This is a genomic window from Paraburkholderia terricola, from assembly GCF_900142195.1.
In the GTDB taxonomy this organism is placed as follows: Bacteria; Pseudomonadota; Gammaproteobacteria; order Burkholderiales; family Burkholderiaceae; genus Paraburkholderia; species Paraburkholderia terricola.
In genome coordinates this window covers 1-21,863 of sequence record NZ_FRAB01000038.1, presented here as the reverse complement: position 1 = coordinate 21,863, position 21,863 = coordinate 1, and the positions used below count along the sequence as shown (strand labels likewise).

Annotated in this window: 23 protein-coding genes; 8 read left to right on the top strand and 15 right to left on the bottom strand. The window is 63.8% G+C overall.

The window, feature by feature from the left end; translation table 11 throughout:
• Nucleotides 1-15 precede the first annotated feature (15 nt).
• The 5 genes from BUE39_RS25495 to BUE39_RS25475 form a co-directional block, all read right to left on the bottom strand.
• Nucleotides 16-663 (bottom strand): response regulator, encoded by a 648-nt coding sequence (locus BUE39_RS25495; protein WP_073431487.1) that lies wholly within the window; start codon nt 661-663, stop codon nt 16-18.
• Nucleotides 660-2,006 carry a PAS domain-containing sensor histidine kinase gene (locus BUE39_RS25490; RefSeq protein ID WP_073431486.1) on the bottom strand — a complete coding sequence of 449 codons (1,347 nt, stop codon included), beginning with the start codon at nt 2,004-2,006 and terminating at the stop codon, nt 660-662. Before BUE39_RS25490 ends, BUE39_RS25495 begins: the two co-directional genes overlap by 4 nt.
• A 261-nt stretch (nt 2,007-2,267) precedes the next feature.
• Entirely contained in the window at nt 2,268-2,783 is a 516-nt protein-coding gene (locus BUE39_RS25485; protein ID WP_073431485.1) for a universal stress protein, read from the bottom strand.
• Nucleotides 2,784-2,820: 37 nt separating this feature from the next.
• Nucleotides 2,821-3,669: a universal stress protein gene (locus BUE39_RS25480; protein ID WP_073431484.1), complete on the bottom strand. Its 849-nt coding sequence runs from the start codon at nt 3,667-3,669 to the stop codon at nt 2,821-2,823.
• 117 nt (nt 3,670-3,786) lie between these two features.
• Nucleotides 3,787-5,418: an oleate hydratase gene (locus tag BUE39_RS25475; protein ID WP_073431483.1), complete on the bottom strand. Its 1,632-nt coding sequence runs from the start codon at nt 5,416-5,418 to the stop codon at nt 3,787-3,789.
• A gap of 239 nt (nt 5,419-5,657) precedes the next feature.
• Between BUE39_RS25475 and BUE39_RS25470 the strand changes: the two genes are divergently transcribed.
• Nucleotides 5,658-6,002, top strand: a complete 345-nt coding sequence (locus tag BUE39_RS25470) for a hypothetical protein (protein ID WP_073431522.1) — start codon at nt 5,658-5,660, stop codon at nt 6,000-6,002.
• Nucleotides 6,003-6,050: 48 nt separating this feature from the next.
• On the top strand, nt 6,051-6,524 hold the full coding sequence (locus BUE39_RS25465; protein ID WP_073431482.1) for a universal stress protein: 474 nt from the start codon (nt 6,051-6,053) through the stop codon (nt 6,522-6,524).
• Nucleotides 6,525-6,849: 325 nt separating this feature from the next.
• Here BUE39_RS25465 and BUE39_RS25460 read toward each other — a convergent pair whose 3' ends face one another.
• The 4 genes from BUE39_RS25460 to BUE39_RS34460 all read right to left on the bottom strand — a co-directional run bounded on the left by BUE39_RS25460 (nt 6,850) and on the right by BUE39_RS34460 (nt 9,859).
• Nucleotides 6,850-7,536, bottom strand: coding sequence for a nitroreductase family protein (locus BUE39_RS25460; RefSeq protein ID WP_073431521.1), 687 nt, complete (start codon nt 7,534-7,536; stop codon nt 6,850-6,852).
• A gap of 112 nt (nt 7,537-7,648) precedes the next feature.
• The gene (locus BUE39_RS25455; protein ID WP_073431520.1) at nt 7,649-9,118 is read right to left on the bottom strand and encodes an MBL fold metallo-hydrolase RNA specificity domain-containing protein; all 1,470 of its coding nucleotides are present in this window, start codon (nt 9,116-9,118) and stop codon (nt 7,649-7,651) included.
• Between the two features lie 47 nt (nt 9,119-9,165).
• Nucleotides 9,166-9,408 (bottom strand): hypothetical protein, encoded by a 243-nt coding sequence (locus BUE39_RS25450; RefSeq protein ID WP_073431481.1) that lies wholly within the window; start codon nt 9,406-9,408, stop codon nt 9,166-9,168.
• A 184-nt stretch (nt 9,409-9,592) separates the two neighbouring features.
• Nucleotides 9,593-9,859 carry a hypothetical protein gene (locus BUE39_RS34460; RefSeq protein WP_143031987.1) on the bottom strand — a complete coding sequence of 89 codons (267 nt, stop codon included), beginning with the start codon at nt 9,857-9,859 and terminating at the stop codon, nt 9,593-9,595.
• On the opposite strand from BUE39_RS34460, the gene BUE39_RS25445 reads away from it, so the two are divergent.
• The 5 genes from BUE39_RS25445 to BUE39_RS25425 all read left to right on the top strand — a co-directional run bounded on the left by BUE39_RS25445 (nt 9,858) and on the right by BUE39_RS25425 (nt 13,867).
• The gene (locus tag BUE39_RS25445) at nt 9,858-10,655 is read left to right on the top strand and encodes a potassium channel family protein (RefSeq protein WP_073431480.1); all 798 of its coding nucleotides are present in this window, start codon (nt 9,858-9,860) and stop codon (nt 10,653-10,655) included. The two genes, BUE39_RS34460 and BUE39_RS25445, sit on opposite strands and share 2 nt — an antisense overlap.
• A 224-nt stretch (nt 10,656-10,879) precedes the next feature.
• Nucleotides 10,880-11,440, top strand: coding sequence for a hypothetical protein (locus BUE39_RS25440; RefSeq protein WP_073431479.1), 561 nt, complete (start codon nt 10,880-10,882; stop codon nt 11,438-11,440).
• 87 nt (nt 11,441-11,527) lie between these two features.
• Complete coding sequence (locus tag BUE39_RS25435) at nt 11,528-12,520, top strand: IS5 family transposase (RefSeq protein WP_073431478.1); 993 nt, start codon at nt 11,528-11,530, stop codon at nt 12,518-12,520.
• 335 nt (nt 12,521-12,855) lie between these two features.
• Nucleotides 12,856-13,506 (top strand): BON domain-containing protein, encoded by a 651-nt coding sequence (locus BUE39_RS25430; protein ID WP_073431477.1) that lies wholly within the window; start codon nt 12,856-12,858, stop codon nt 13,504-13,506.
• Nucleotides 13,507-13,600: 94 nt separating this feature from the next.
• Nucleotides 13,601-13,867, top strand: coding sequence for a UDP-glucose 4-epimerase (locus tag BUE39_RS25425; RefSeq protein WP_073431476.1), 267 nt, complete (start codon nt 13,601-13,603; stop codon nt 13,865-13,867).
• Between the two features lie 134 nt (nt 13,868-14,001).
• Here the strand turns inward: BUE39_RS25425 and adhP are convergent, their stop codons facing one another.
• A complete protein-coding gene (gene adhP / locus BUE39_RS25420) occupies nt 14,002-15,027 on the bottom strand; it encodes an alcohol dehydrogenase AdhP (protein ID WP_073431475.1) in 1,026 nt (341 codons plus the stop codon).
• A 231-nt stretch (nt 15,028-15,258) separates the two neighbouring features.
• On the opposite strand from adhP, the gene BUE39_RS25415 reads away from it, so the two are divergent.
• A complete protein-coding gene (locus tag BUE39_RS25415) occupies nt 15,259-15,948 on the top strand; it encodes a CBS domain-containing protein (RefSeq protein WP_073431474.1) in 690 nt (229 codons plus the stop codon).
• A gap of 212 nt (nt 15,949-16,160) precedes the next feature.
• Here the strand turns inward: BUE39_RS25415 and BUE39_RS25410 are convergent, their stop codons facing one another.
• From BUE39_RS25410 to BUE39_RS25390, 5 genes are all read right to left on the bottom strand, one after another.
• Complete coding sequence (locus tag BUE39_RS25410; protein WP_073431519.1) at nt 16,161-17,318, bottom strand: glycosyl hydrolase; 1,158 nt, start codon at nt 17,316-17,318, stop codon at nt 16,161-16,163.
• 181 nt (nt 17,319-17,499) lie between these two features.
• Complete coding sequence (locus BUE39_RS25405) at nt 17,500-18,462, bottom strand: T6SS immunity protein Tli4 family protein (protein ID WP_083083755.1); 963 nt, start codon at nt 18,460-18,462, stop codon at nt 17,500-17,502.
• Nucleotides 18,463-18,551: 89 nt separating this feature from the next.
• The gene (locus BUE39_RS25400) at nt 18,552-19,709 is read right to left on the bottom strand and encodes a glycosyl hydrolase (RefSeq protein ID WP_073431518.1); all 1,158 of its coding nucleotides are present in this window, start codon (nt 19,707-19,709) and stop codon (nt 18,552-18,554) included.
• Nucleotides 19,710-19,788: 79 nt separating this feature from the next.
• Nucleotides 19,789-20,652 (bottom strand): hypothetical protein, encoded by an 864-nt coding sequence (locus BUE39_RS25395; RefSeq protein WP_073431472.1) that lies wholly within the window; start codon nt 20,650-20,652, stop codon nt 19,789-19,791.
• Nucleotides 20,652-21,863: DUF2345 domain-containing protein (locus tag BUE39_RS25390; protein WP_143169522.1), on the bottom strand; the 1,212-nt coding region annotated here is incomplete at its 5' end. The genes BUE39_RS25390 and BUE39_RS25395, both read right to left, overlap by 1 nt.

The following is a 21,863-nucleotide window of genomic DNA, read 5'->3' as shown; positions in this document are numbered from 1 at the left end:
GAATCACGCGGGCGTTTAGATGTCGTCCTCGTCGCCGACCAGCTTGTGACGCATCGCATAGCGCACCAGCGCGGCGTCGTGCGGCATCTGCATTTTCTCGAGGATGCGCGTCTTGTACGTGCTCACGGTCTTGGCGCTCACGCACAGTTCGGCCGCGATCTCGGTGATCGTCTGACCGGTGGCGATGCGCTTCAACACGTCGAATTCCCGATCGGACAGACGCTGATGCGGCAGCAGATCGGTGGGTTCGTTCAGGCTCTGCGCGAACCGCTCGGCCATCGCGAGGCTCACGTAGACACCGCCCGCGGCGACCTTGGTCACGGCGGCCACCAGCTCGGCGCTCGCGCTTTCTTTCGTCAGATAACCGGACGCGCCGGCCTTGAACGCGCGCACCGCGTATTGCTGCTCGGCGTGCATGGTCAGCACGAGAATGCGCAGCGTCGGCTTTTCTTCCTTGATCTGCTTGATCAACTCGACGCCGTTGCGGCCGGGCATGGACAGATCGAGCACCAGCACGTCGGCGGCCCGCTCGCGGATCAGCGCGACGGTGCTCGGGCTGTCGTTCGCTTCGCCGACTACTTCGAAGCCGCTTGCGCCCTCCAGGATATGGCGCAGACCGTCGCGCACCAGCGCATGGTCGTCGGCGATCAGGACGCGGGTCATGTTTGCATCTCCTGCATTTGCACGGTTTCCGCCGGAATGGTGACGCTCAGCACGAAGCCTTCGCCTTGCGCCGTATGAATGTCGACCGCGCCGCCGAGCATGTGCGCGCGTTCGCGCACGCCGAGCAAGCCGAACGACTTGCCGGCCGGCTCGGCTGCCTGCTGCGCGCCCTGGCCGTTGTCGGCGATGCGCAGCACGAAGGTCTGTTCCGCCGCGCGCAGGCTCAGCGTGACCAGCGTGGCGTCGGCATGGCGCGCGACATTGGTGAGCGCTTCCTGCACGATGCGGAACAGCGCGGTGGCGCCCGCGGGCGTGAAGCGCGCGTCGCCGGTTTCGATGTCGCGCTCCACGTCGATGCCGTAGCGGTTGGTGAAGTCGTTCGCGAGCCATTCGATCGCGGGAATCAGCCCGAGGTCGTCGAGCATGACCGGCCGCAGATCGGCGGCGATGCGCCGCACCGAGGCCACCGTCATGTCGATCAGCCGGCGCATGCCTTGCAGTTGTTCACGCACCGGCGCGCTCGCCGACGCATCCAGCGCCTGTTCGACCGACGAGATGTCCATTTTCAGCGCGGTGAGTTGCTGGCCGAGATCGTCGTGCAGTTCGCGCGCGATGCGCGTTTTCTCGTCTTCACGGATGTTCTGCAAATTGGCCGACAGTTCGCGCAGCTCCTCGCGCGCCTGCTGCTGCGCGCGCTCCGCCCTGACGCGTTCCGTGACGTCACGCAGCATCACCGTGTAAAGGCGCGTGTTGCCGTCGCGGATCTGCGAGATCGACGCCTCCAGCGGGAATTCCTCGCCGTTGGCGCGCAAGCCCGATAACAGCCGCTGCCTGCCCATCTGCCGGTCCGACACGCCTGTCTCGCCGAACTGCTCGACATGCCGCGCATGAACCGCGCGAAACCGTTGCGGGATGAAGCGGTCGAGCGAGGAGCCGATCGCGTCCATCGCGGAACAGCCGAACACCTGTTCCGCCATCGGATTGAAGATGACGATGCGCTGCTGTTCGTCGATGGTGATGACCGCTTCCATCGAGGAGCGGATGATCGCCATCATGCGAGCCTCGTTCACGCCGGCGTGGCTGCTCCCGGGGCTTGCCTCGCTGCGTGCGGACGACCCGTCGCGACGCGCGCGCACGAGCAGGAACGCGCTCGTGGCCAGAAGCAGGGCGGCGGCGACGCAAATGAACAACACCGGGTCGAACCAGCGCCGCGCCGCCAGCATCGCGGCCAGCGTCACGACGAACGCGGCCGTGGCCGCGACCGCGGGCCGGGCCGCCAGCGAGCCCAGGCGCTCGCGTGAAGCGGCACTGGGCGGCATGGGCGTCTTACCGCTAACGGGCATGTGCGCCTCTTTGGAATGACAACGGACAAGAATGGGGCGCGCCGCCCGACGAGCTCGGTGCAGCGGTGCGCGCGGCAAACACGCTTGTTCCGGGTGATTCCGTGATTCATGTGGCCGCAGGCCGCGGAAACACCGCGCGGAAAGTGTGTGTTTGCGTTCATTGTCCGTGAAACGCCCGCTTCATGCCAGCGCGAGCGCATAGCCCGAGCCGGGCAGCGGCATGGGCGCTGTCGTCGAGATGCGCCAGCAGCGTTGTGCAGTTCATGACCGCTCCCTGGACGATTCGCTCGCGGGCGGGGTGGCGTCAGCCGCGCTCGCCGCGGGCGATGCGCAATGCGCGGAGATCAGCAGCACCGGACGGTTGGCGATGCGCACAAAACGTTCGGCGACGCTGCCGAGCATCAGCCGCCGCACGCCGCGCCGGCCGTGCGTGCCCATCACCACGAGGTCGGCGTCGAACTCGTCCGCGGCGAGCCGGATGCGGTGCGCGATGTCGTCACCCGTCAGGTCGGTTTCGATCATGCGCGGCGAGCCTTTCACGCCCGCGCCGGCCATTCGCGCGGCGGCGTCGGCGAGCACGCGCCCGCTTTCCTCGACGAGCGCGTTGCGCACGTAGGACGGGTCATAGGAGGGCACGTCGTAGACCATCAGCGGCACGTCGACCACATAGAGCGGCTGCAATTGCGCGCCCGACTCGCGCGCCAGTTCGACGGCGGCCGCCAGCGCGCGCGACGAGGTGTCGCTGCCGTCGACGGCGACCAGAATCCTGTTGTACATGGCGAACACTCCTGAACCGGAAAGCAATCTGCCGTGCTCAATGCGACATCAGCACGGGCACCGTCATCGACTTGAGGATCGTGCGCGTGGCGCCGCCCATCACGAGTTCACGCCAGCGGGCATGGCCGTAGGCGCCCATCACCAACAGATCGACGCCGCCGTCGGCGACCTGCGAGAGCAGCACCTCGCCGACCGAGCCGCCCGCTCCGGTTTCGGTATCGGCGACCTCGACCTGCACGCCATGCCGCGCGAGCACCGTGGCGATGTCCGCGCCGGGAAGACGGATGCGCTCGTCATCGTCCCGGCCCGCGTGCATCCCGTTCACGGTGAGGATCGTGGTGCTCGCCGCCGCGCGCAGGAACGGCAGCGCGTCGTGCACGGCGCGCGTGGCTTCGCGGCTGCCGTCCCACGCGACCAGAACGCGATTGCCCGTGGTTCTGTCATTGCCCGCATACGGCACCAGCAACACCGGCCGGCCGCTCGTCAGAATCAGGTTTTCCGGGAAGAAGTCGCCGACATACGACTCGGGATCGGCGGGGTTGTCCTGGCCGGCCACGATCAGGTCGGCGCAGCGGCCCGCGCGCGGAATCGCGAGACTCGCGGGCGCGTCGATGGCGATCCACTCGCCGGGCACCTCGGCGCGCCGGAGTTCGGCGTGAAAGAGGCGCTCGAGCGCCGCGCGCCGCTCGGTGCGCCGCGCTTCCTGCTCCCGGTAATACTCCGCGGTTCCCGCCATCACATGGAGCGAACGCGGGTCCGGTGAGAACACGGCATAGGCGCCCGTCAGATGCGCGCCGAACTGTTTGGCGAGCCGCAGGGCGATTTCGAGCCGCGGATGCGCGCGCTCGCTGGTGTCCAGGTGAACAACGATGGTTTTGTAGTTCATGACAGTCGCTCCGGAAAGAGACGGTGACGCACGGATCGTTGAGCCTGAGTCCAGCAACGATCGCGGCGGCCCCGTTGATGCAGATCAATGGCGGCAGGGGCGGCGCGCATGGCCCGCTCAGTGCCCGCGCAACGCGGACGCCGCGCCGTACACCACGCGCGCATCGTGCTGGCCTTTGTACACGGGCGGCGCCGACCGGTTCAAACCGAGCAGCGTATAAACGGCGGTCTGCGCGGACCGAACCGAATATTCGACGGTGAACACGACGTCGTTCGGCAGCTCGCAAAACTGTCCGATGAACGCGAGGTTCGCCCAGCCCTCGGGCACGACTTGCGGCCGGTCGCCGCGCTTGCGCCGCAGGAACTGGCTGGTCACGAACGGCATCAGGCACGGAATGCAGATCGCGTCGTCGAGAATGCGCGGGGCTTCCGCCTGAATGTGCAGATGGCCGAGCAGTTCCGTCATGATCTCGCGGCCCGTGCACTCGGCCATCGGCTTGCCGACGAAGTTGCCGGGCCGGTCGATGAAGAGCCCATAACCCCAGAACACCTGGACGTCCTGCGGCTGGCCGATGAAATGCGGCTGATGAGGCAGCACGATCGAGGCGAGCCAGTTCGATTGCGGGAAGGTGATCAGGCCGCCTTCGCCGGGCACGTTGCCGGTCAGATCGCGGACCAGGCGGAACAGCGTCGGATCGCGCAGCGTCGCTGTAAAGGACAGCCATTTGGATTCGTCGACATGATCGGCGAACACCGAGGGGTGGCCGAATTCGGCTAGTCCGGCCGCGATGGTTTTCCACAGCGCCCACGCGCCGCTGCTGTCGGCATGATCGAACACGGCCGGGCGGTGCGTGCCGCCGAGGCTCGATCCCGCCGTCATCGAGCCGAGCGTGACGATGACCTTGTCCGCCGCGCCGACCGGAATCTCCACGCGCCGCGTGTCGTGTTCGCAGACGATGCCCGACACGCGGTTCAGTTCGCCGCTTTCGTCATACCGCAGATCGACGACGCGCGTGTTGGCGCGAAACGCCACGCCATGCTCGTCGAGCCATTTGCGCAGCGGCCGCACCATCGAGTCGTACTGGTTGTAGACCGTGCGCATGATGCCGTGCAACTGGTTGAAGCCCGAGGTCATATGCGCGAAGCGCAGCAGGTAACGGCGGAATTCGGCGGCGCTGTGCCACGGCTGGAAGGCGAACGTCGTGCACCACATGGTCCAGAAGTTGGTGTCGAAAAAGTCCGGTTCGAAGTGGTCGGAAATGCGGCTGTCGCCGAGCAGAATTTCCGGTTCGAGCGACAGGCGGCCGAGCGTCAGCAGATGCGTGTCGGCGAGCCCGTACGCGGGCGCGTCCTCGCGCCGGCCGTCGCGCACGAGCCGCGCTTTCGACGAGGTGCGCAGCGTCTCGTTCCAGTCGAAGATTTCCTTCGTGACGCTGCCGTGGCCGTCGAGCGTGGGAATCGAGTCGAACAGGTCGTAGGTGCACAGATACTTGCTTTCGAGCATGCGGCCGCCGCGCACGACGTAGCCTTCCCGCGACGAACCGGCGCCGTCGAGGCTGCCGCCCGGCTGGTCCAGCGCTTCGAGAATCGTGATGCGGCAGCCGGGCATATCGGCGTCGCGAATCAGAAACGCCGCGGCCGCCAGCGACGCGATACCGCCGCCGATCAGATAGACATGGCCGGCGGCGCTCGCGTCGTCGCGGGCCTGATCCGCGAGCGGATGAGCAGGGAGAGAGTTGGAGTCGTTCATGTGATGCTCCCCGAAGGGTAATGGCCGTGGACGTATTACCCGGACCATACGCGCGCGGCGCAAAGGCGCGTTGCGTTGGATCAACCGGAGCGCGACCTTGCCGCGCCGTTGACGCATGTCAATCGCATGGCGCGAATAGCGCCGATCATGTATTCATCGGCTCGCTGTCGTTCGCGGCTTCCGTTCCGGCGACTGACGCCGCGACGGCCGATGAGTATCAAGGCACGCTCGGAGGCGGCATGGGAATCGATATGCAGATCGTGTACTTCGGGTTTGCGGGGTCCGCGCAAATCGAGGCCGAAGCCGCCGTTCAGTTCGTGCGGCTCGAGCGCTTCGGCAAATCCATCTCTGGTTGCCATCTCGCGATCGAGGCGATTCGCGAGCGTGCGCCGGATGGCACCTCACGCGGGGTGTTCGACGCCACACCGAATCACCTCATGTTCGATGCGCGACTCGATCTGGTTCTGCGCAACGGCGAACTGGTGCCGCTCGAACATCGGCAGAGCGCCGACCCCGACGCCGCCGTGCGCGCGGCTTTCGATGCGGCCGAACGCCTGCTCGAACGCGGCGTTACGCGCGTCTGATCGTCCAGCGCCTGTCGCAACGTTTTATTCCTAGTCCCGGAGGCAGTCATGTATTCGAACATCGTGGTGGCCATCGACGGCAGCGCAGCCGCGAAGCGCGCGCTCGCCGAGGCGGTTCAGCTCGCGAAGCTCTCGCGCGGCAAGTTGACGGCGGTGTACGTGCTGGATCAGTCGGCGGCTTTCACCTACGCGGGCGCCTGCGATCCGCATCTGCTGACGGACGCCGCGCGGCAGGTCGGCACGAGTTTGCTGCATGACGCGCTCGCGCAGATGCGCGAGTTCAATGTCACGGGCGATATGGAGATCGTGGAGACACAAGGCATCGGCGAGGACATTGCCGGCGCGTTGCTGCGCTGCGCGCAACGGCGCGGTGCGGATCTGGTCGTGATGGGCACGCACGGACGCCGCGGCTTGCGGCGCATGGTGATCGGCAGCGTGGCCGAGCGGTTCGTCCGCTTCGCGACGTGCCCCGTGCTGCTGATCCGTGAGGCGGGGGATACGGGTCAGCAGGCGGCGGCTTGATGAGCATTTGTCCGGTTTGCGCGGGTGCGGGCTGACGCTTCTTTCAAGTGAAATGGCCGGTGATGCCGCGACGGATGCGTTGCTTGGCATCATGCAGGGGCGGCGCCGCTGCCCGGTGGGGGGCGCGCTCGTGCGTCAGCGCGCGATTTGGACAAGGCGATTCACAACACCGGGCGACAACTCAAGCACCGACTTGCGGCCGTGCGTCCCGCTTGCACCACGACACGATACCGCTCAGTAAACAGCCCCGGTCTCACGGCATGCCATGCAGACACCGACCGTAGCGCGGCCCAGTACGCGCACGCGCGCTCGGCTCGCGCACTCCTCAGGAGATATCGTCCGCATCCCCAGGCTCGGACCGATCGAAGTGCCCGACGGTTTGTGCGAGAACCGGCACGCTGTCGCGCGACAGATGCATCTCGACCCCCAACGCGCTGCGGTTGAGCCAGCTTCGGGCGGCGACCGCCAGCCCCGCGGCGGCGCAGAAAAGATAGACGTTCTCCACGATCGCGCCCGCGCTCGCATACGCGAACGGCTCGCGCTGCGACGGCGCGATGTCGTGCATGCGCGCGAGGTCGGCCACATAGACCAGTTCGACCGGCGCTTCGCCGACGAAGTCCTGGTAGCCCGTCAAGCCGCGCAGATCGGCGGCTCTCACCAGATCCAGGCAATGCTGCAACGGGTCGTAGCGGTATAAGCCGCAGGCGAGCGCCGCATAAACGTCGATCTCGTGCAAGGCGAGCACGGACGGCGCCGTGCGTCCGCCGTTGCCGTCCGAACCGCCGCGGTTGACGCCGTTGGCGGCCCAGAGCAACTGGCCGAGGGTCGCTTCGTCGAGTTCCGTCGCGGCGAAGCGGCGCGTCGTGCGCCGTTTCGAGAAGGCTTCCATGATGGGCAGGCCGCCGCTCGACATCGGCGCGGGCAGGGCGATACGCGGCGCCGATGGGCCCGTCACCGGGCGGGGGCGAGCCGGGTCGCGCGTTGCCGTGCCGAGTCTGAAGAAGTGTTTCATCGCGGTCTCATCGAACACGTATGGGGCAGCCGCCGGGCGTTCATGTCGTGGTCTCCTGCACGCTGTCATACACCCACTGTGTCAGGCTGCGCCGCGCGCGGATTGATCTGGATCAGTTCGAATTCAATGGAGCGCCGCTCGCGGCATCGGGCGCCGGCATGCCGCACACCGTCGCCGCATTCGCGACGGCGACGCACGGATCGACGCCCGCGTATTCCGCGGATGCCGGCAAGTCGACGCTTTCCAGGTAGACCGGCACGTCGCAGCGCCAGTGATACGTCTCTTCGATGTGACGGCGCATCGCATCGGCGGCGGCCGGCTCGCCGTGGGTGACGAAGGTGCGCCGCGGCGGCTCCGGTATCGAATGCAGCCAGGACAGCATCTCGGCGTAGTCCGCGTGGGCCGACAACGACGACAGGCTCACCACCGAGGCGCGCACCGGCACGTCGTCGCCGTGAATCCTGATCGTCGGCGCGCCGGCCGCCAGCGCCGCGCCGCGCGTGCCCGCCGCCTGGTAGCCGACCAGCGCGATCGTGTTGCGATGATCGGGCGCAAAGGCTTTCAGGTGATGCACGACCCGGCCGCCGGTCGCCATGCCGCTGCCCGCGATGATCACCATCGGGCCGTGCCGCGTCAGAATCGCCTTCGATTCGTCGACGCTGCGCACCCTCTGCGCGGCGTGGCTGATCGCGTTGGCCTCGGTCGAGCTCAGCCGGTGTTCGCCGACATGATGCAAATAAAGCTGCGTGACGCTCGTCGCCATCGGGCTGTCGAGAAAGACCGGCACGTTCGCCATCCGGCCGGTGGTTTTGAGTCGCGCGATGTGATGAAGCACCGATTGCGCGCGCCCCACCGCGAAACACGGAATCACGACGACGCCGCCGCGCCGGAAGGTCTTCGCGAAGACTTCCGCCAGCTCGGTGGCGGGATCGGCTGTGTCGTGCAGACGGTCGCCGTAGGTGGATTCGACCACCAGGTAGTCGGCGTGCGCGAGCGGCATCGGCGCGCGCATGATCGGGTCGTCCGGCCGGCCGAGATCGCCCGAGAACGCGATGACCTTGCCTTCGACGCACAGCACCACGCTCCCCGCGCCGAGAATGTGCCCGGCCGGCAGCAGGCGAAAACACGCGTGCTCGTTCAAGCGCTTGGGCACGTCGAAGTCGCGCGGCTCGAGCAGTTCCAGCGCGCGTTCGGCGTCGTCCAGCGTGTACAGCGGCAACGCCGGATGATGCTTCGACAAGCCGTGGCGGTTCGCGTAGGCCGCTTCTTCCTCCTGCAAGCGCGCGCTGTCGCGCAGCATGATCTGGCACAGGTCGCGGGTGCCGCGCGTGCAGTAAATTGGTCCGCGATAGCCCGCTCGCACGAGCCCCGGCAGGTAGCCGCTGTGATCCAGATGCGCGTGGGTCAACACCACCGCATCCAGCGTGTGGATATCGACGGGCAGGGGGCGCCAGTTGTGCAGACGCAGATTCTTCGTGCCCTGAAACAAACCGCAGTCGATCAGAATCCGCAGCCCCGCGCCTTCGAGGAGATATCTCGAACCGGTGACGGTTTCCGCCGCACCGAGAAAGGTCAGCTTCATGTCGCGCACCTCGCAGTCGGGAGTGGCCGCATTGGCCGGGAGTTCCTTCAGCGCGCCGAGGCTTGCAGGGAGGCGTTGCGAAGCGCCTGCGCGACGCGCCGGAACGCGTTGGGCGAGCCGGCGACGCTTTGGTACTTCTCACGGACGATCCGACCGTCCAGCGTGACCAGCATGCCCGCCTCGCGAGCGAGCGTGAAGCTGCGATTGAGATCGTCGCCGGCGTCGAGCGCATCGCGCAACTGGCCGTCAGCCGGCGCCTTCCCGGCATCGAAAGAAGCGTGGGTCGTCATGATGGTCTCCTGAAGCGCTCGACAGGAATGGCGCGGCGGTTTTTACCGCTGCGCGGATGGGCCGATTGCGGTCTCCGATGAATTCAGTATTGGTCATCGAACAGGCCGGATAAATCAGGTCTCGCTGAGACTGCGGTAGGTGTTCCTGCGCGGATGTCAGCGTTTCCCTACACGGTGGCCCCTCTCACGATAGATCATGATCTACGTCAAATGTCTCGACACGTCCTGCCCATACTTTTGAAAACAGACGAGTGGTTGCAACGGCATCCGTGACGTTGCACCTGAAAACGGGCGGACTGTGATGAAAAACCGATGGCGCGCGGCGCTTGCGCTGCTGACGATCCGTGTTGCCGGCTGCAGCACCGAAGCCCGCATCGGAGCATATCGCGACACTGAAATCGCGCTTGAGAAGGCGCGCGATCTCGCGCGCGTATAGAGACGGTGTCGTCATGAACGAAAGCTTGCGCGTGGCGGGTCTCGCCGGGGTCGATCCTCACGACGACGCGCGCGCCGTGCACGCATGGCGCTGGATGCAGTGGGCGCTGTTCGCGCTCAGCCTGCTCGCGATTCCGGCGTTCTATTTCGAACTGGCTGCCGCAGCCGGGTTTCATCTCGCGGGACGTGCGCTCTATGCCTGCATGTCCGCCGGATTCGCGGCGGTCCTTGTCCGCATGGCCTGCCTGAGCCGCAAACCGCGGCGCTTTCTCACGCGCAATGGCTACGACGTGCTGATTGCGCTGGCCGCGGCGGGCGGTGTGGCGTGGGGCATGGCGCCGTGGTCGTCGGCCGAATGGGTGCTGCGCATCCTGTTCGTGGGGCTCGTGGCGGTGCGCGTCGTGGTGTCGCTGCAAGGGTTCTTCTCGCCCGGCCGCCTGTGGCTGCTGCTCATCGCGGCGGCGATACTGCTCGCCTGCGCGGGAGCGGGGTTTTACTGGCTCGAACCCGGCGTGCATACCTACGGCGAGGGCATCTGGCTCGCGTTCGAAAGCAGCGCGACTGTCGGTTATGGCGACATGGCGCCGACCACGCCCGCCTCGCGCGTTTTCGCCGCCTTCGTGGTGCTGCTCGGCTACGGACTGTTGTCGCTGGTTTTCGCCAGCATTGCCGCGATTTTCGTCGAACGGGAAGAGCGCATCCTGCGGCGCGAAATGCATCGCGACATCAAGGCGCTGCGCGGCGAAATTGCCGCGCTGAGAAAAGACGTGCAGACGCGCGGCGGCGAAACACGCGTTGCCGATCCGCCTTGATGCGCCTCGCGTCTTGCGCCACGCGCCGGCCGACGTGTGGAGAGGAGGAGGTCTCACGGCACGCGCAGACGGCTCACGTCGAGGGCAAGCCCTTGCGCGATTGACGCAAGTCAACGGGCTTCAGACGCCCGCGCCTACATTGGACGCAGTGCTGCCGCGCAAGCACTCGCCGCAGCGTCTCGCTGCCCGCATGCGGACCGCTTCATTACGTCAGGAGATTCATCATGACAGACCCATCCGTCATCCCGTTCGATCTGTACCGCGCGAATCTTGCATTCGCGCTGCAAATGCTGAGCTTCGGCCACGAAGCGCGGCAACAGGCCGGCGAGTTCCACATGCAACGCGTCCGGCGCGACCTGGCGGCGGCGCAGGCGATTCGCAATGCGGCCTCGACAGCGCGTGACTGGAATGAATTCGCGGCGTCCTGCCAGAGCGTGGCGCGCGAGTACCTGACAACCACCGCCAGTCTCTGGCAGCAAGGCCTGGGTTCCGCGGTGCGGCTGCAAAGCGGCTATGGCGAGGGACTGCGCGAAGCGTTGGCAACGTGGCAGTCGGCGTGGAGCGAGCAATGGCCGACGCACGTCCCCATGAATCCGGTCATGCAGCCGTGGCAGGAGTGGTTGCAGTACATGCAAGGCGCGGCGGCCGGCATGCCTTACCGGCGCGCGGACCGCGGCGGCGCCAGTCAGGCCGCGCCGGCCAATTCGGCCAATTCGGCGAATTCGATCCAGCCGCCGTCGTCGTCCGGCGGTCGCGAGCGGCGAGGCCAGCGACATGGCGGCTAGGGAAACGCTGATCAATTCGGCTCGGCGGTCATCGCTGACGAGGCCAGGGACGTTGTAGATAGAAGCTCACTGAACGGTCCCACGATCATGAAGCGGCAGATCGGTTTTGCAGAAGCGGAAAGCCTGGGCAAGAAGCGCGTGACGAAACGGCAGCGCTTCCTTGCAGAGATGGAGAAAGTGGTGCCGTGGCAGCGCTTGCTCTCGGCGATCGGGCCGTACTACCCGAAAGGCGAACGGGGCCGCCCGCCGGTCGGGCTGGAGCGGATGCTGCGGATCTACTTTCTTCAACAGTGGTACGGCCTGTCGGACGAAGGCCTTGAGGACGCGCTGTACGACAGCATCGCGATGCGTGCGTTCGCGGGCATTGACCTGGCGCGCGAGAACGTACCGGACGCCACCACGCTGCTGAAGTTCCGACGCCTGCTGATCGAGCACGAGTTGACGCGAAAGCTGTTCGACGAGATCGGCATCGAACTGTGCGAGCGCGGGCTGATGATGAAGGAAGGTACGCTGGTGGATGCGACGATCTTCGAGGCACCGCCGTCGACGAAGAATGCCGAAAAGAACCGTGACCCGGAGATGCACCAGGCGAAGAAGGGTAACGAGTGGCACTTCGGCATGAAGGCCCATGTCGGCGTCGATGCCGAGTCGGGTCTGGTGCACAGCGTGGTCACCACGGCGGCCAACGAGTCGGATGTATCGCAGGCGCACGCCCTGCTGCATGGTCATGAACTCGAAGCATTCGGCGATGCAGGCTATACCGGTGTAGACAAGCGCGATGAGATGAAAGACAAGACGGTACGGTGGCATGTGGCGCTCAAGCGCGGCAAGATCAAGGCGATGTCTGAGGGCGCGCTGAAAGATCTGGTGATCGCGGCCGAGCGGACCAAGGCGCAGATTCGCGCGCGGGTCGAGCACCCGTTCCATGTGGTCAAAAACCTGTTCCGGCATCGCAAAGTGCGCTACCGGGGGCTGACCAAGAACACGGCGCAACTGTTCAGCCTGTTTGCGCTGGCGAACTTGGTGATGGCGCGCAAGCGGCTGTGGCCATGCCATGGGAGTAGCCCGTCTGGAGTGTGAAAAAAGCAGGAAGTCGGCCGCGCAGGTACTCAGAATCTGCCTCGACGGCCTTCCGGTTTTAAAAATCGCGAGCCGAATACGCCAAACCAACGGCGATCGGTTCATTGATCAGCGTTTCCCTAGGCGGCGCTGCTTGCATCACCGGCGGCATGGGGTGATTCGCCGCCGCGCTCAGCCGGCGTCTTCACGATGCGGGGTGCTTGACGCACGTCAATCGGCGTCTCGCCGCCGCGCCTAAAGTCAGTGATACGGCATGCCCGTCACGACATGAAAGAGCGCGAACGCGTGATTCGCCGCACGACGGCGCATGGCTGCACGCAAACGAGGAGCACGCAATGAAGTCGGACATGGAATTGAAACGGCAGGTCGAAGACGAACTGGCCTGGGACGCGGCGGTCAACGTCGCGGACATCGGTGTCGAAGTGCATGACAGGGTCGTGACGCTGTCGGGCCACCCGGTCAGCTATGCGGAGAAGCTCGCGGCGGAGAAGGCCGCGCAGCGCGTGGCCGGCGTGAAGGCGGTCGTCGTGGAGATGGCGATTCGGCTGCCGCACAAGGACGTTCGCACCGACGAGGAAATCGCCAGCGCGGTCCGCACCATTCTGCACTGGACCGTCGGGTTGAGCGAAGAGGCCGTGAAGGTGCAGGTCGAGAAGGGCTGGGTGACGCTGGGCGGCGAAGTCGATTGGGCGTATCAAAGCCACGTCGCCACGCGCACGATTTCGCACATGCGCGGCGTGACAGGGGTTTCGAACCTCATCCGGATTGGGGGCGACGCGGCCGCGCACGATATCGGCGAGCAGATCGGCCGCGCACTGCAACGCCACGCCGAACGCGAGGCGAAGCACATCGGCGTGAAGGTGCACGAGGGAACGGTCACGCTGGAAGGCACGGTCGGCTCCCTGGCGGAGCGCTCGGCCGCGCGCGGCGCGGCATGGTCGGCGCCAGGCGTGCATGCGGTCATCGACAATCTGACGGTGAGGTAGGCACCGCCAACTCGCCGCGACATGGCCGACGCCGCTCATGCAGCCGCCGCCGTGCGCGACGCATTGCCGGCGACGCATCAACGAGGAACGACTCATGACGATTTCGGGTAACGCGGGCGAGGGCGACTGGTCGGTCGCCGCCACCACGCATTGCGCGGCGGGCGGCTTCGATTGCTCGATCGAACTCAGCCATCGCACGCCAGCGGGAGTGTTCAGGCACGAGTTCAGGCGCAGCAGTATTTTTCCCACGGAGCGCGAAGCCGTACTGGCAGGATTGCGCGAAGGCATGCAATGGCTGGGACTCAAGATGTCGAACACGTTGTCGGCCGTGCCACGCGAGTGTTCTGCCGGGGCGGCGTGATTGCCGGCTCTCGTTCGTGATTCACCGCTTCGCCATGAGTCCATGACTTCGTGCCGGGCGCGAGCCGGTCAAGCGCTCGCGCCCGCGTTGTGCCCCGCGTTGTGCCCCGCGTTGTTCCCCTGCGAATCCACCGATCAATCGAGCTTCAGCACGATCCGGCCATCGACCCGACCGCTCTTCAGTTCCGCGAAAACATGATTGATGTTGTCCAGCCGGTCCAGATGAATCCGCGCGCGCACGCGGCCTTCGGCGGCGAATTCGAGTGACTCCTGCAAGTCCTTGCGGGTGCCGACAATGGAACCCCGCACGGTGATGCCGTTGAGCACGGTCGAGAAGATCGGCAGCGGGAAGTCGCCCGGCGGCAGGCCGTTCAGCGCGACGGTGCCGCCGCGGCGCACCATGCCCAGTGCCTGAGCGAAAGCGCCGCGCGATACGGCGGTGACGAGCACGCCGTGCGTTCCGCCGATTTCCTTCTGGATCGCCGCGGCGGCGTCGCATTCCGCCGCGTTGAACGTGAGCGCCGCGCCGAGTTCACGGGCGAGAGCGAGCTTATCGTCGGCGATGTCGACCGCGACCACGCGCAGGCCCATCGCGATCGCGTATTGAACCGCGACGTGGCCCAGGCCGCCGATGCCCGAAATCGCGATCCATTGACCCGGCCGCGTGTCCGTCATGCGGATGCCTTTGTACACCGTCACGCCGGCGCAGAGGATCGGAGCGATATCCTCGAAGGCGACATTCGACGGCAAGTGGCCGACGTAGTTCGGATCGGCGAGCACATACTCGGCGTAGGCGCCGTTGACCGAATAGCCCGTGTTCTGCTGCTCGTGGCAAAGCGTTTCCCAACCGCCGAGACAATGTTCGCAATGACCGCAGGCGGTATACAGCCACGGCACGCCGACGCGGTCGCCTTCCTTGACATGCGTGACGCCCTCGCCGACGGCGGCGACATAGCCGACACCCTCGTGGCCGGGAATGAAGGGCAGTGTGGGCCTGACCGGCCAGTCGCCGTCGGCCGCGTGCAGATCCGTGTGACAGACGCCCGACGCCTTGATGTTGACGAGGATCTGTCCGCGCGCGGGCTTCGGAACGGGGACCTCCTCGATACGCAGCGGAGCGCCGAATTCGTGAACGACAGCAGCTTTCATAACTTGGGCCATGACCTTTCTCCAGACGAAGATTGCGTGGCAACCAGTATCGTCTTCACGGATGCGGCGCAATTGACCTGAGTCATCTGTCGGTGGATGCGCGCGCCAGCGTTCGGGATGATCCACGTCAAACGGGACGACGCCGCATCGGCCTAATCTCAAGGCACAAGAGGGCTTAACCGGCGTTCGATACCGACGGCCGGTTCCGCGAATTCAAGTACCCAACCGTTGAGGAGGCTTACCATGCGCGCATCCGATGTCATGACCACCAATGTCATATCCGTCTCACCCGACATGACCGTGCGGGAGGTCGCCAGAATTTTCGTCGATAACCGCATCAGCGGCGCACCGGTCCTGGGCCCCGGAGGCGATGTCGTCGGCATGATCAGCGAAGGCGACCTGCTTCGCCGCAGCGAAATCGGCACCGACGAGCGCACGCGAACCTCGTGGCTCGATCTCTGGTCCGCGGACCATGAAGCACGCGATTACGTCAAGACTCACGGCGCCAAGGTGCGCGACGTGATGACCGCCGAGGTGCTGAGCGTTCGGCCCGACACGCCGCTCGGCGAAGTGGCCGGGATTCTGGAAACGCGGCGCATCAAACGCGTGCCCGTGATGATGGCGGGGCAACTCGTGGGCATCGTGAGCCGCGCCAATCTCGTGCAGGCGCTGGCGAGCGTGCCGGATGAGCCGGCATCGAATGTCGCGCTGTCGGACGGCGAGATCCGCGCGATGTTGATGGGCGAACTCGCGGGCCGCAAGTGGGCGTTCGCGGGCCGCAATATCGTCGTCAGCGACGGCGTCGTGCATCTGTGGGGCGTGTTTCAATCGACGGAAGCGGTCGATGCGGTTCGTGTGGCGGCGCAGAACATACCCGGTGTTAAAGGCGTGGAGGATCACACGGAGCCGTATCAGATGATGCCGGGGATTTGAGTGTGGGTGCTGCCGCGGGGATGAGGATGGGTAGTGATGGGTAGTGGGAAGAGTGCGAAACGAGCCCCGCGAGGTTTCGCGGGGCGGTCGTTGTCTCTGTGAGACGTGGGAGCGGTTGTGAGCTAGCGAAAGCTGCGCTCGGGGGCCTGTCACGGGGGAAGGGTTAGGGTTTTACGGCGGTTTTACGGCGCGTTGCGCATTGGGTTGAATCGCTATAGTTTCCGCTTCTTCAGCGTATAGGCGAACAGTGCGTATTGGGTGTTGGTATCCGGGTCGAAATAGCCGCCCTGGGCCGCGCCATCATTGAGTTCGTTCCACGATTTGCCGGAATCCTTGCTGATGAAAGTGAGATCGGCCGGCGCACCGTCGCCCGTCGCATCAGTGGCATAGACCAGCAGCACGCCTTGTCTTCCCGCGCTGAGACCATCGAGCATCAGGCGGTCGTCGAACGTATGCAACTGCTGCACGTTGGGGCGCTGGACGTTCGCCCATACCGAGAGTGCGCCCGTGCGATGCCCCTTGTCGCTCGGGTCGTCCCAGTTGCGCGGCGTGCCCAGGCGGGATAACGCATACAGCGAATAGCCGCCGGTCGTCTCCGGTGATGATTGCAGGTCGACCACCGTCTGGTTCGGCAGCACCACGTCCTGCTCGAAGTCCTGCTGGTCCCACGTCATTCGGTAGATAAGACTCGATGTTTTGAGCTCGCCCAATTGTTCGACGTAGTAGGCAACACGCAGCACCCCATCAGCGCCGAGATTGACCGCGTCGAAGGTTTTGCGCGGCTTGCCGGTGTTGGCTAGCGGCGGCACCTTTATTTCTCGCCATGACTGACCGCCGTCGGCCGTGCGCCATACGTGGGGTCCCCAGCCGATTGCATAACCACGCTGCGGATCGAGAAACAGCAACTGGCCGATGTTGTGGTCTTCTTGCCAGTTCAGTTGGGTCCAGTTCTGGCCGCCGTCGCTGGAGCGCCAGAGTTTGGTGATCTGCGGGGCCTGCTCGTCAGCAGCGTGCGGTACCTTGTAATCCATCCATCCGGTGCTGACGTACACCGTGCGCCAGTCTTTTGAATACCACCAGACGGCATCTTGGCCTGGTTGCTGGAAGGTGCGAGTCAAACCTGTATCGACTGATCCGCGCAGGAACGTCACCGTCCGACGATTGAGTCGCTCGGCCGAACTGTCCATCCAGGCTTCAGTCGGTTCTGCGACCTCTGGGTTCTTCAACTGCTCGGTCGGCTTGAACGTGATCTGCGGGCCAGCAATCTTGAGACTAATGACCTGATTGCCATTCAGCACAAAGTCTCCGCCTCCGTAGGGCTTGTCATTTTTGGTGAAGCTTGTGGAGACCACTTCCCAGCCTGTCGTCAGGCTTTGATATCCATAGGTTGCAGCCGCCAGGAGCGCGAGTCCGCCAATTAAAGTCTTCCAGCGTTTGACCTTCTGCATGTCACCTCGTTAACAGGCCTGTGAGAGCGTGGCCAGCCGGATGATCCGTTAGCTGCCATCGTCATCGTTCAACACAAGATATCGTTCTATGACGTTTATTCGCTTACCGACGCTTCACAGACTTCAGTACATCATCCCAGAGTGTCATCAACGCCGGTCGTGCGCTTTCCGACACCGCTGAACGCGTATCCATTGATATCTTCATCGTGGGCTCCGTCGCGTGATCGTTGCCGGTCAGCGCGCTCCATTCCAACGACACTTCTTTTGACTGCTTGACCGCGTAGTCATACTCATCGCCGTCCCGTCCGGCAACGATCTTGCCGCCACGTCTCAAGATTTCTGTGTCGCTGGACACCAGATTAGCAAGTGGGAGGGGCAGGCTGCTCATACGGACAATGACGTTGCCACCAGTATTCTTGGCTTCCGTATTGGTGCTCATCATGAGCGACGCGTCAGGAGCAGTTAAGTCGGCGGAAATCGATGCCGTCTCACCTCCCGCGTAACCACCCGGAATAAAACCTCGCTCGATGCAAAACCCCTGTTCAGTCGGCACCGCAAATGGATCGCGAAGCCGGATCGTCTGCATTAACTGTGACATCGCTACTTTCGCACCTTGTACGGATTCACCCATCACCTCGATACTGAACAGGAAACCTGCGTCCTGTTTCAGCGTGGTGCCGTGAACAGAGTAAAGATCGGCTCCGCTCTGCCAAACCTGAACGGAGTCAGTCGTACTGCCCGCTTGTGAATCGATCCGCTTGGGCTGGAAATCGGTCACTTCGGCGGCACTTGCAACTTTATGGATCGTTTCGTCATGTAGCCGTTGCCGATTCGCCGGGTAGAACACATCTATATTGATACCCTTGAAGCTTTGTGTCAGACGCACATTCGTTGCCGAATGTGGAATGTCTATTGTGTACCGCCCGACACAGACCGTCTTGAGCGGCGCAATATTAGCGGTGGTAGAAGACGTACCCATAGCGGAATCCTGACGGTTGCTGCAACCAGATAGGAGCATTAAAAACGAGGTTGCCAGCACTGTGGCAATAAGGCCGAAACGCTTCATGCCTCTCCCCAATCGCCCGTACGGGCGATCCTGGCAGTCGCGTACTTCAGGCATCCATGGTCGATGCATTTAGGCATTGGGCCGGATCGCTACAGTTTCCGTTTCTTCAGCGTATAGGCGAACAGTGCGTATTGGGTGTTGGTATCCGGATCGAAATAGCCGCCCTGGGCCGCGCCATCATTGAGTTCGTTCCACGATTTGCCGGAATCCTTGCTGATGAAAGTGAGATCGACCGGCGCACCATCGCCCGTCGCATCAGTGGCATAGACCAGCAGCACGCCTTGCCTTCCTGCGCTGAGACCATCGAGCATCAGGCGGTCGTCGAACGTATGCAACTGCTGCACATTGGGGCGCTGGACGTTCGCCCATACCGAGAGCGCGCCCGTGCGGTGTCCCTTGTCGCTCGGGTCGTCCCAGTTGCGCGGCGTGCCGAGGCGGGATAACGCGTACAGCGAATAGCCGCCGGTCGTCTCCGGTGACGATTGCAGGTCGACCACCGTCTGGTTCGGCAGCACCACGTCCTGCTCGAAGTCCTGCTGGTCCCACGTCATTCGGTAGACAAGACTCGATGTTTTGACATCGCCCAATTGTTCGACGTAGTAGGCAACACGCAGCACCCCATCAGGGCCGAGATTGACCGCGTCGAAGGTTTTGCGCGGCTTGCCGGTGTTGGCTAGCGGCGGCACCTTTATTTCTCGCCATGACTGACCGCCGTCGGCCGTGCGCCATACGTGGGGTCCCCAGCCGATTGCATAACCACGCTGCGGGTCGAGAAACAGCAACTGGCCGATGTTGTGGTCTTCTTGCCAGTTCAGTTGGGTCCAGTTCTGGCCGCCGTCGCTGGAGCGCCAGAGTTTGGTGATCTGCGGGGCCTGCTCGTCAGCAGCGTGCGGTACCTTGTAATCCATCCACCCGGTGCTGACGTACACCGTGCGCCAGTCTTTTGAGTACCACCAGACGGCATTCTGACCGCGTTGCTGGAACGTGCGCGTCAAGCCACCACTGAACGTTCCTTTCAGGAAAGCTACTGTGCGTCGATTTAGCCGTTCGGAAGAATCATCCATCCACGCTTCGGTAAACTCCGCGACCTCGGGATTTTTGAGTTCACTTGCCGGCTTGAACTTCAGTTCCGGTCCTGCAGTCTTGAGGCTGATGATGTCGTCGCCGCGAATACGAAATGCGCCCCCGCCATAGGGTTTGTCACCTTTTGCAAAAGATGTCGTGACCGTTTCCCAGCCTGTTGTCATGCTCTGATATCCGTAGGTTAAAGCGGCCAGCAAAGCAAGACCGCCTAATAGCATCGTCCAGCGTTTCGATTTTTGCATGTCATTTTGCCAGCAGGCGACCAAGTGCCTTGCCGACTGGATCGTCGATGTCAGAATGGTTAATCATATGCGGCAGAACCACTTTGCCGCTGTCAACGGCCTGCTCCCACGTTCGTATGTCGCCCCATTCCTGGATGTTCGGTTGCGCCGATATCTTTACCAAATCCAGAATCGGAAGATCTGCGAGACCTCCATCCAGATATGCTAAGGGATGCGTCTTGAATGCGAAGGATTTGAAGGTATTGTCGTCAAGCTCAAGCATGTACCGTTGCACCGGAAAGTCGATGCTGCCGTTCCCTGGTTTCAGACTGTCCATTTGAATACCATCATGCTCCATGTTTTGGCGTAAGCCATCTTCCATGTTCGTCTGCAGAAGCTTTCTGGCACTTCGCAACCACGCTTGTCCCTCCGGACTCAATCTCGGATACAACTTCGCCCCATAGTTCGAGCAATAGTAATACCCATAGCTGACGTAATACGAGGGCGGCTTATGCCCACACCCGACATGGCGCATCATGAAATTGCCGTGACGCGACCAGTCGGAATCCGTGCTCTCAGGCGCAATCAGTTGCTCGCGACGATGCAGCAAACGGCGCGCGACTTCCTTGTCCTTCCACGGATCCCACGAGGTCGCGAAAGCCTTCACCGTTTCCCATGCGCTCGAGACGCTGACTTTTTCCACCGTCTCAAGATATTCACCATGCAGTGGCTGGTAGTAGTACGGACACTGCCCGATAATCGACGGTGCCGCTGGTGGCACGATCCTGTTGCAACTGCTCAGCGCGACCTTCGGGCGGACTTGATATCCGCTGGGCGTCAGCATTGCCGCCCCCGTTCCCAGGACGGAGTCCTGCTTGTCTGCCATCAATGGTTCTCCAGAAATTTAATGACCACATCCTTCGGCACGTGACTTTGGGTGAGCCCTGTTTCACCCAGTTCGTTCGTGACACCCTGCGAAATGAGCGTGCCGTCGGAGAACATTTGGAATTTCATATTGGCCGCGGGGATATCCGTGCCGGCCCAATGCGCAATAAACGCCTGATCGTAGCTACCTTCCGAACCGGGCATGGCGGGGAGGGCAGTGGACATGTGTGTCGGTCCGGAGAATGCATGCTGAGCGCCCTTGATATCGATCTTGCCAGGCGCATGAATCTCGATGTTGCCGCCCTTGATGCGGATGTACGCACCGCCCGACGTCAGAAGAATTTCCTGTTTCGCGGCCGCCTCGATCTTCTCTGTTGCCGACAGCAGCTTCATCGTCTTCTGCGCCGTCAGTTCGATGTTGTCCGAGTGCGCCTGAACTTCGACCTTGCCCCTGGCCGCGAACAGCTTCATCCCCGCGTTCTGCACGAACAGGCTGAGTTTTCCGGCCACGCTCGCGATCAGCGATTTGCCGGTCGCGAGGTGCGTGCCCTGACCGCTCACGAAGTTGATGTGCTCGTCCACCGATACATGGGCCGATTTCTGCGTGGACAACGCGATGCCGGACGGGCTGGCGAACAGCATGACCGGCTCGCTGAACGCATTGGCACTGCCCGCTCCACCGCCTGCCGTCCTGCCACCCGACGACGAGCCCGAAACATTGTTCCGCGTAGCATCGGTGAACGACTTCAGTGCCGCGTGTCCGTCCCCGAGGCTTTCAGCCTGATGCGTGGTGCTCGCCGCGGACAGCGCTTCCAGCACGCTTTCCGCATTCACCAGTTGCGAGTTCGCCTCGCGCACGTCGAGTTGCTGGCCCGCTGCCGGTTTCGCATGCGTGGAAACATAGAGGCCCTGGCCGGCGCGCACCGCGCCGTAGGCGTCGGACTTCAGGTCGAAACCGCTGCCCAGATACGCGCCGCGTGTGTTGCCGGTCTGCGCGATCAGGTATCCCAGATGCAGATGCGCATTCGTGCTGCTGCTATAGAGGTGAACGCGGTTCTGGCCGGTCGCATCGTCCATCACCATCTGGTTGTAGCCGCTGCCCTGATATTCCTTCGACCTGTAGCCCGACAGCAGACCGTTCGAATGCCAGTGCGGTTGCGTCGCGCCGTTATACACCCGGCCCGTGACGAGCGGCCTGTCGCAGTCGCCATC

Excerpts from the sequence above, each read along its gene's own strand:
- BUE39_RS25435 (WP_073431478.1), top strand. The coding sequence starts at position 11,528 with ATGAAGCGGCAGATCGGTTTTGCAGAAGCGGAAAGCCTGGGCAAGAAG.
- BUE39_RS25460 (WP_073431521.1), bottom strand. The coding sequence starts at position 7,536 with ATGAAACACTTCTTCAGACTCGGCACGGCAACGCGCGACCCGGCTCGC.
- BUE39_RS25485 (WP_073431485.1), bottom strand. The coding sequence starts at position 2,783 with ATGTACAACAGGATTCTGGTCGCCGTCGACGGCAGCGACACCTCGTCG.
- BUE39_RS25405 (WP_083083755.1), bottom strand. The coding sequence starts at position 18,462 with ATGAAGCGTTTCGGCCTTATTGCCACAGTGCTGGCAACCTCGTTTTTA.
- BUE39_RS25440 (WP_073431479.1), top strand. The coding sequence starts at position 10,880 with ATGACAGACCCATCCGTCATCCCGTTCGATCTGTACCGCGCGAATCTT.
- adhP (WP_073431475.1), bottom strand. The coding sequence starts at position 15,027 with ATGGCCCAAGTTATGAAAGCTGCTGTCGTTCACGAATTCGGCGCTCCG.
- BUE39_RS25480 (WP_073431484.1), bottom strand. The coding sequence starts at position 3,669 with ATGAACTACAAAACCATCGTTGTTCACCTGGACACCAGCGAGCGCGCG.
- BUE39_RS34460 (WP_143031987.1), bottom strand. The coding sequence starts at position 9,859 with ATGACGACACCGTCTCTATACGCGCGCGAGATCGCGCGCCTTCTCAAG.
- BUE39_RS25415 (WP_073431474.1), top strand. The coding sequence starts at position 15,259 with ATGCGCGCATCCGATGTCATGACCACCAATGTCATATCCGTCTCACCC.
- BUE39_RS25465 (WP_073431482.1), top strand. The coding sequence starts at position 6,051 with ATGTATTCGAACATCGTGGTGGCCATCGACGGCAGCGCAGCCGCGAAG.
- BUE39_RS25490 (WP_073431486.1), bottom strand. The coding sequence starts at position 2,006 with ATGCCCGTTAGCGGTAAGACGCCCATGCCGCCCAGTGCCGCTTCACGC.
- BUE39_RS25425 (WP_073431476.1), top strand. The coding sequence starts at position 13,601 with ATGACGATTTCGGGTAACGCGGGCGAGGGCGACTGGTCGGTCGCCGCC.
- BUE39_RS25400 (WP_073431518.1), bottom strand. The coding sequence starts at position 19,709 with ATGACAACAGGCTGGGAAACGGTCACGACATCTTTTGCAAAAGGTGAC.
- BUE39_RS25475 (WP_073431483.1), bottom strand. The coding sequence starts at position 5,418 with ATGAACGACTCCAACTCTCTCCCTGCTCATCCGCTCGCGGATCAGGCC.
- BUE39_RS25395 (WP_073431472.1), bottom strand. The coding sequence starts at position 20,652 with ATGGCAGACAAGCAGGACTCCGTCCTGGGAACGGGGGCGGCAATGCTG.
- BUE39_RS25445 (WP_073431480.1), top strand. The coding sequence starts at position 9,858 with ATGAACGAAAGCTTGCGCGTGGCGGGTCTCGCCGGGGTCGATCCTCAC.
- BUE39_RS25495 (WP_073431487.1), bottom strand. The coding sequence starts at position 663 with ATGACCCGCGTCCTGATCGCCGACGACCATGCGCTGGTGCGCGACGGT.
- BUE39_RS25450 (WP_073431481.1), bottom strand. The coding sequence starts at position 9,408 with ATGACGACCCACGCTTCTTTCGATGCCGGGAAGGCGCCGGCTGACGGC.
- BUE39_RS25455 (WP_073431520.1), bottom strand. The coding sequence starts at position 9,118 with ATGAAGCTGACCTTTCTCGGTGCGGCGGAAACCGTCACCGGTTCGAGA.
- BUE39_RS25470 (WP_073431522.1), top strand. The coding sequence starts at position 5,658 with ATGGGAATCGATATGCAGATCGTGTACTTCGGGTTTGCGGGGTCCGCG.
- BUE39_RS25430 (WP_073431477.1), top strand. The coding sequence starts at position 12,856 with ATGAAGTCGGACATGGAATTGAAACGGCAGGTCGAAGACGAACTGGCC.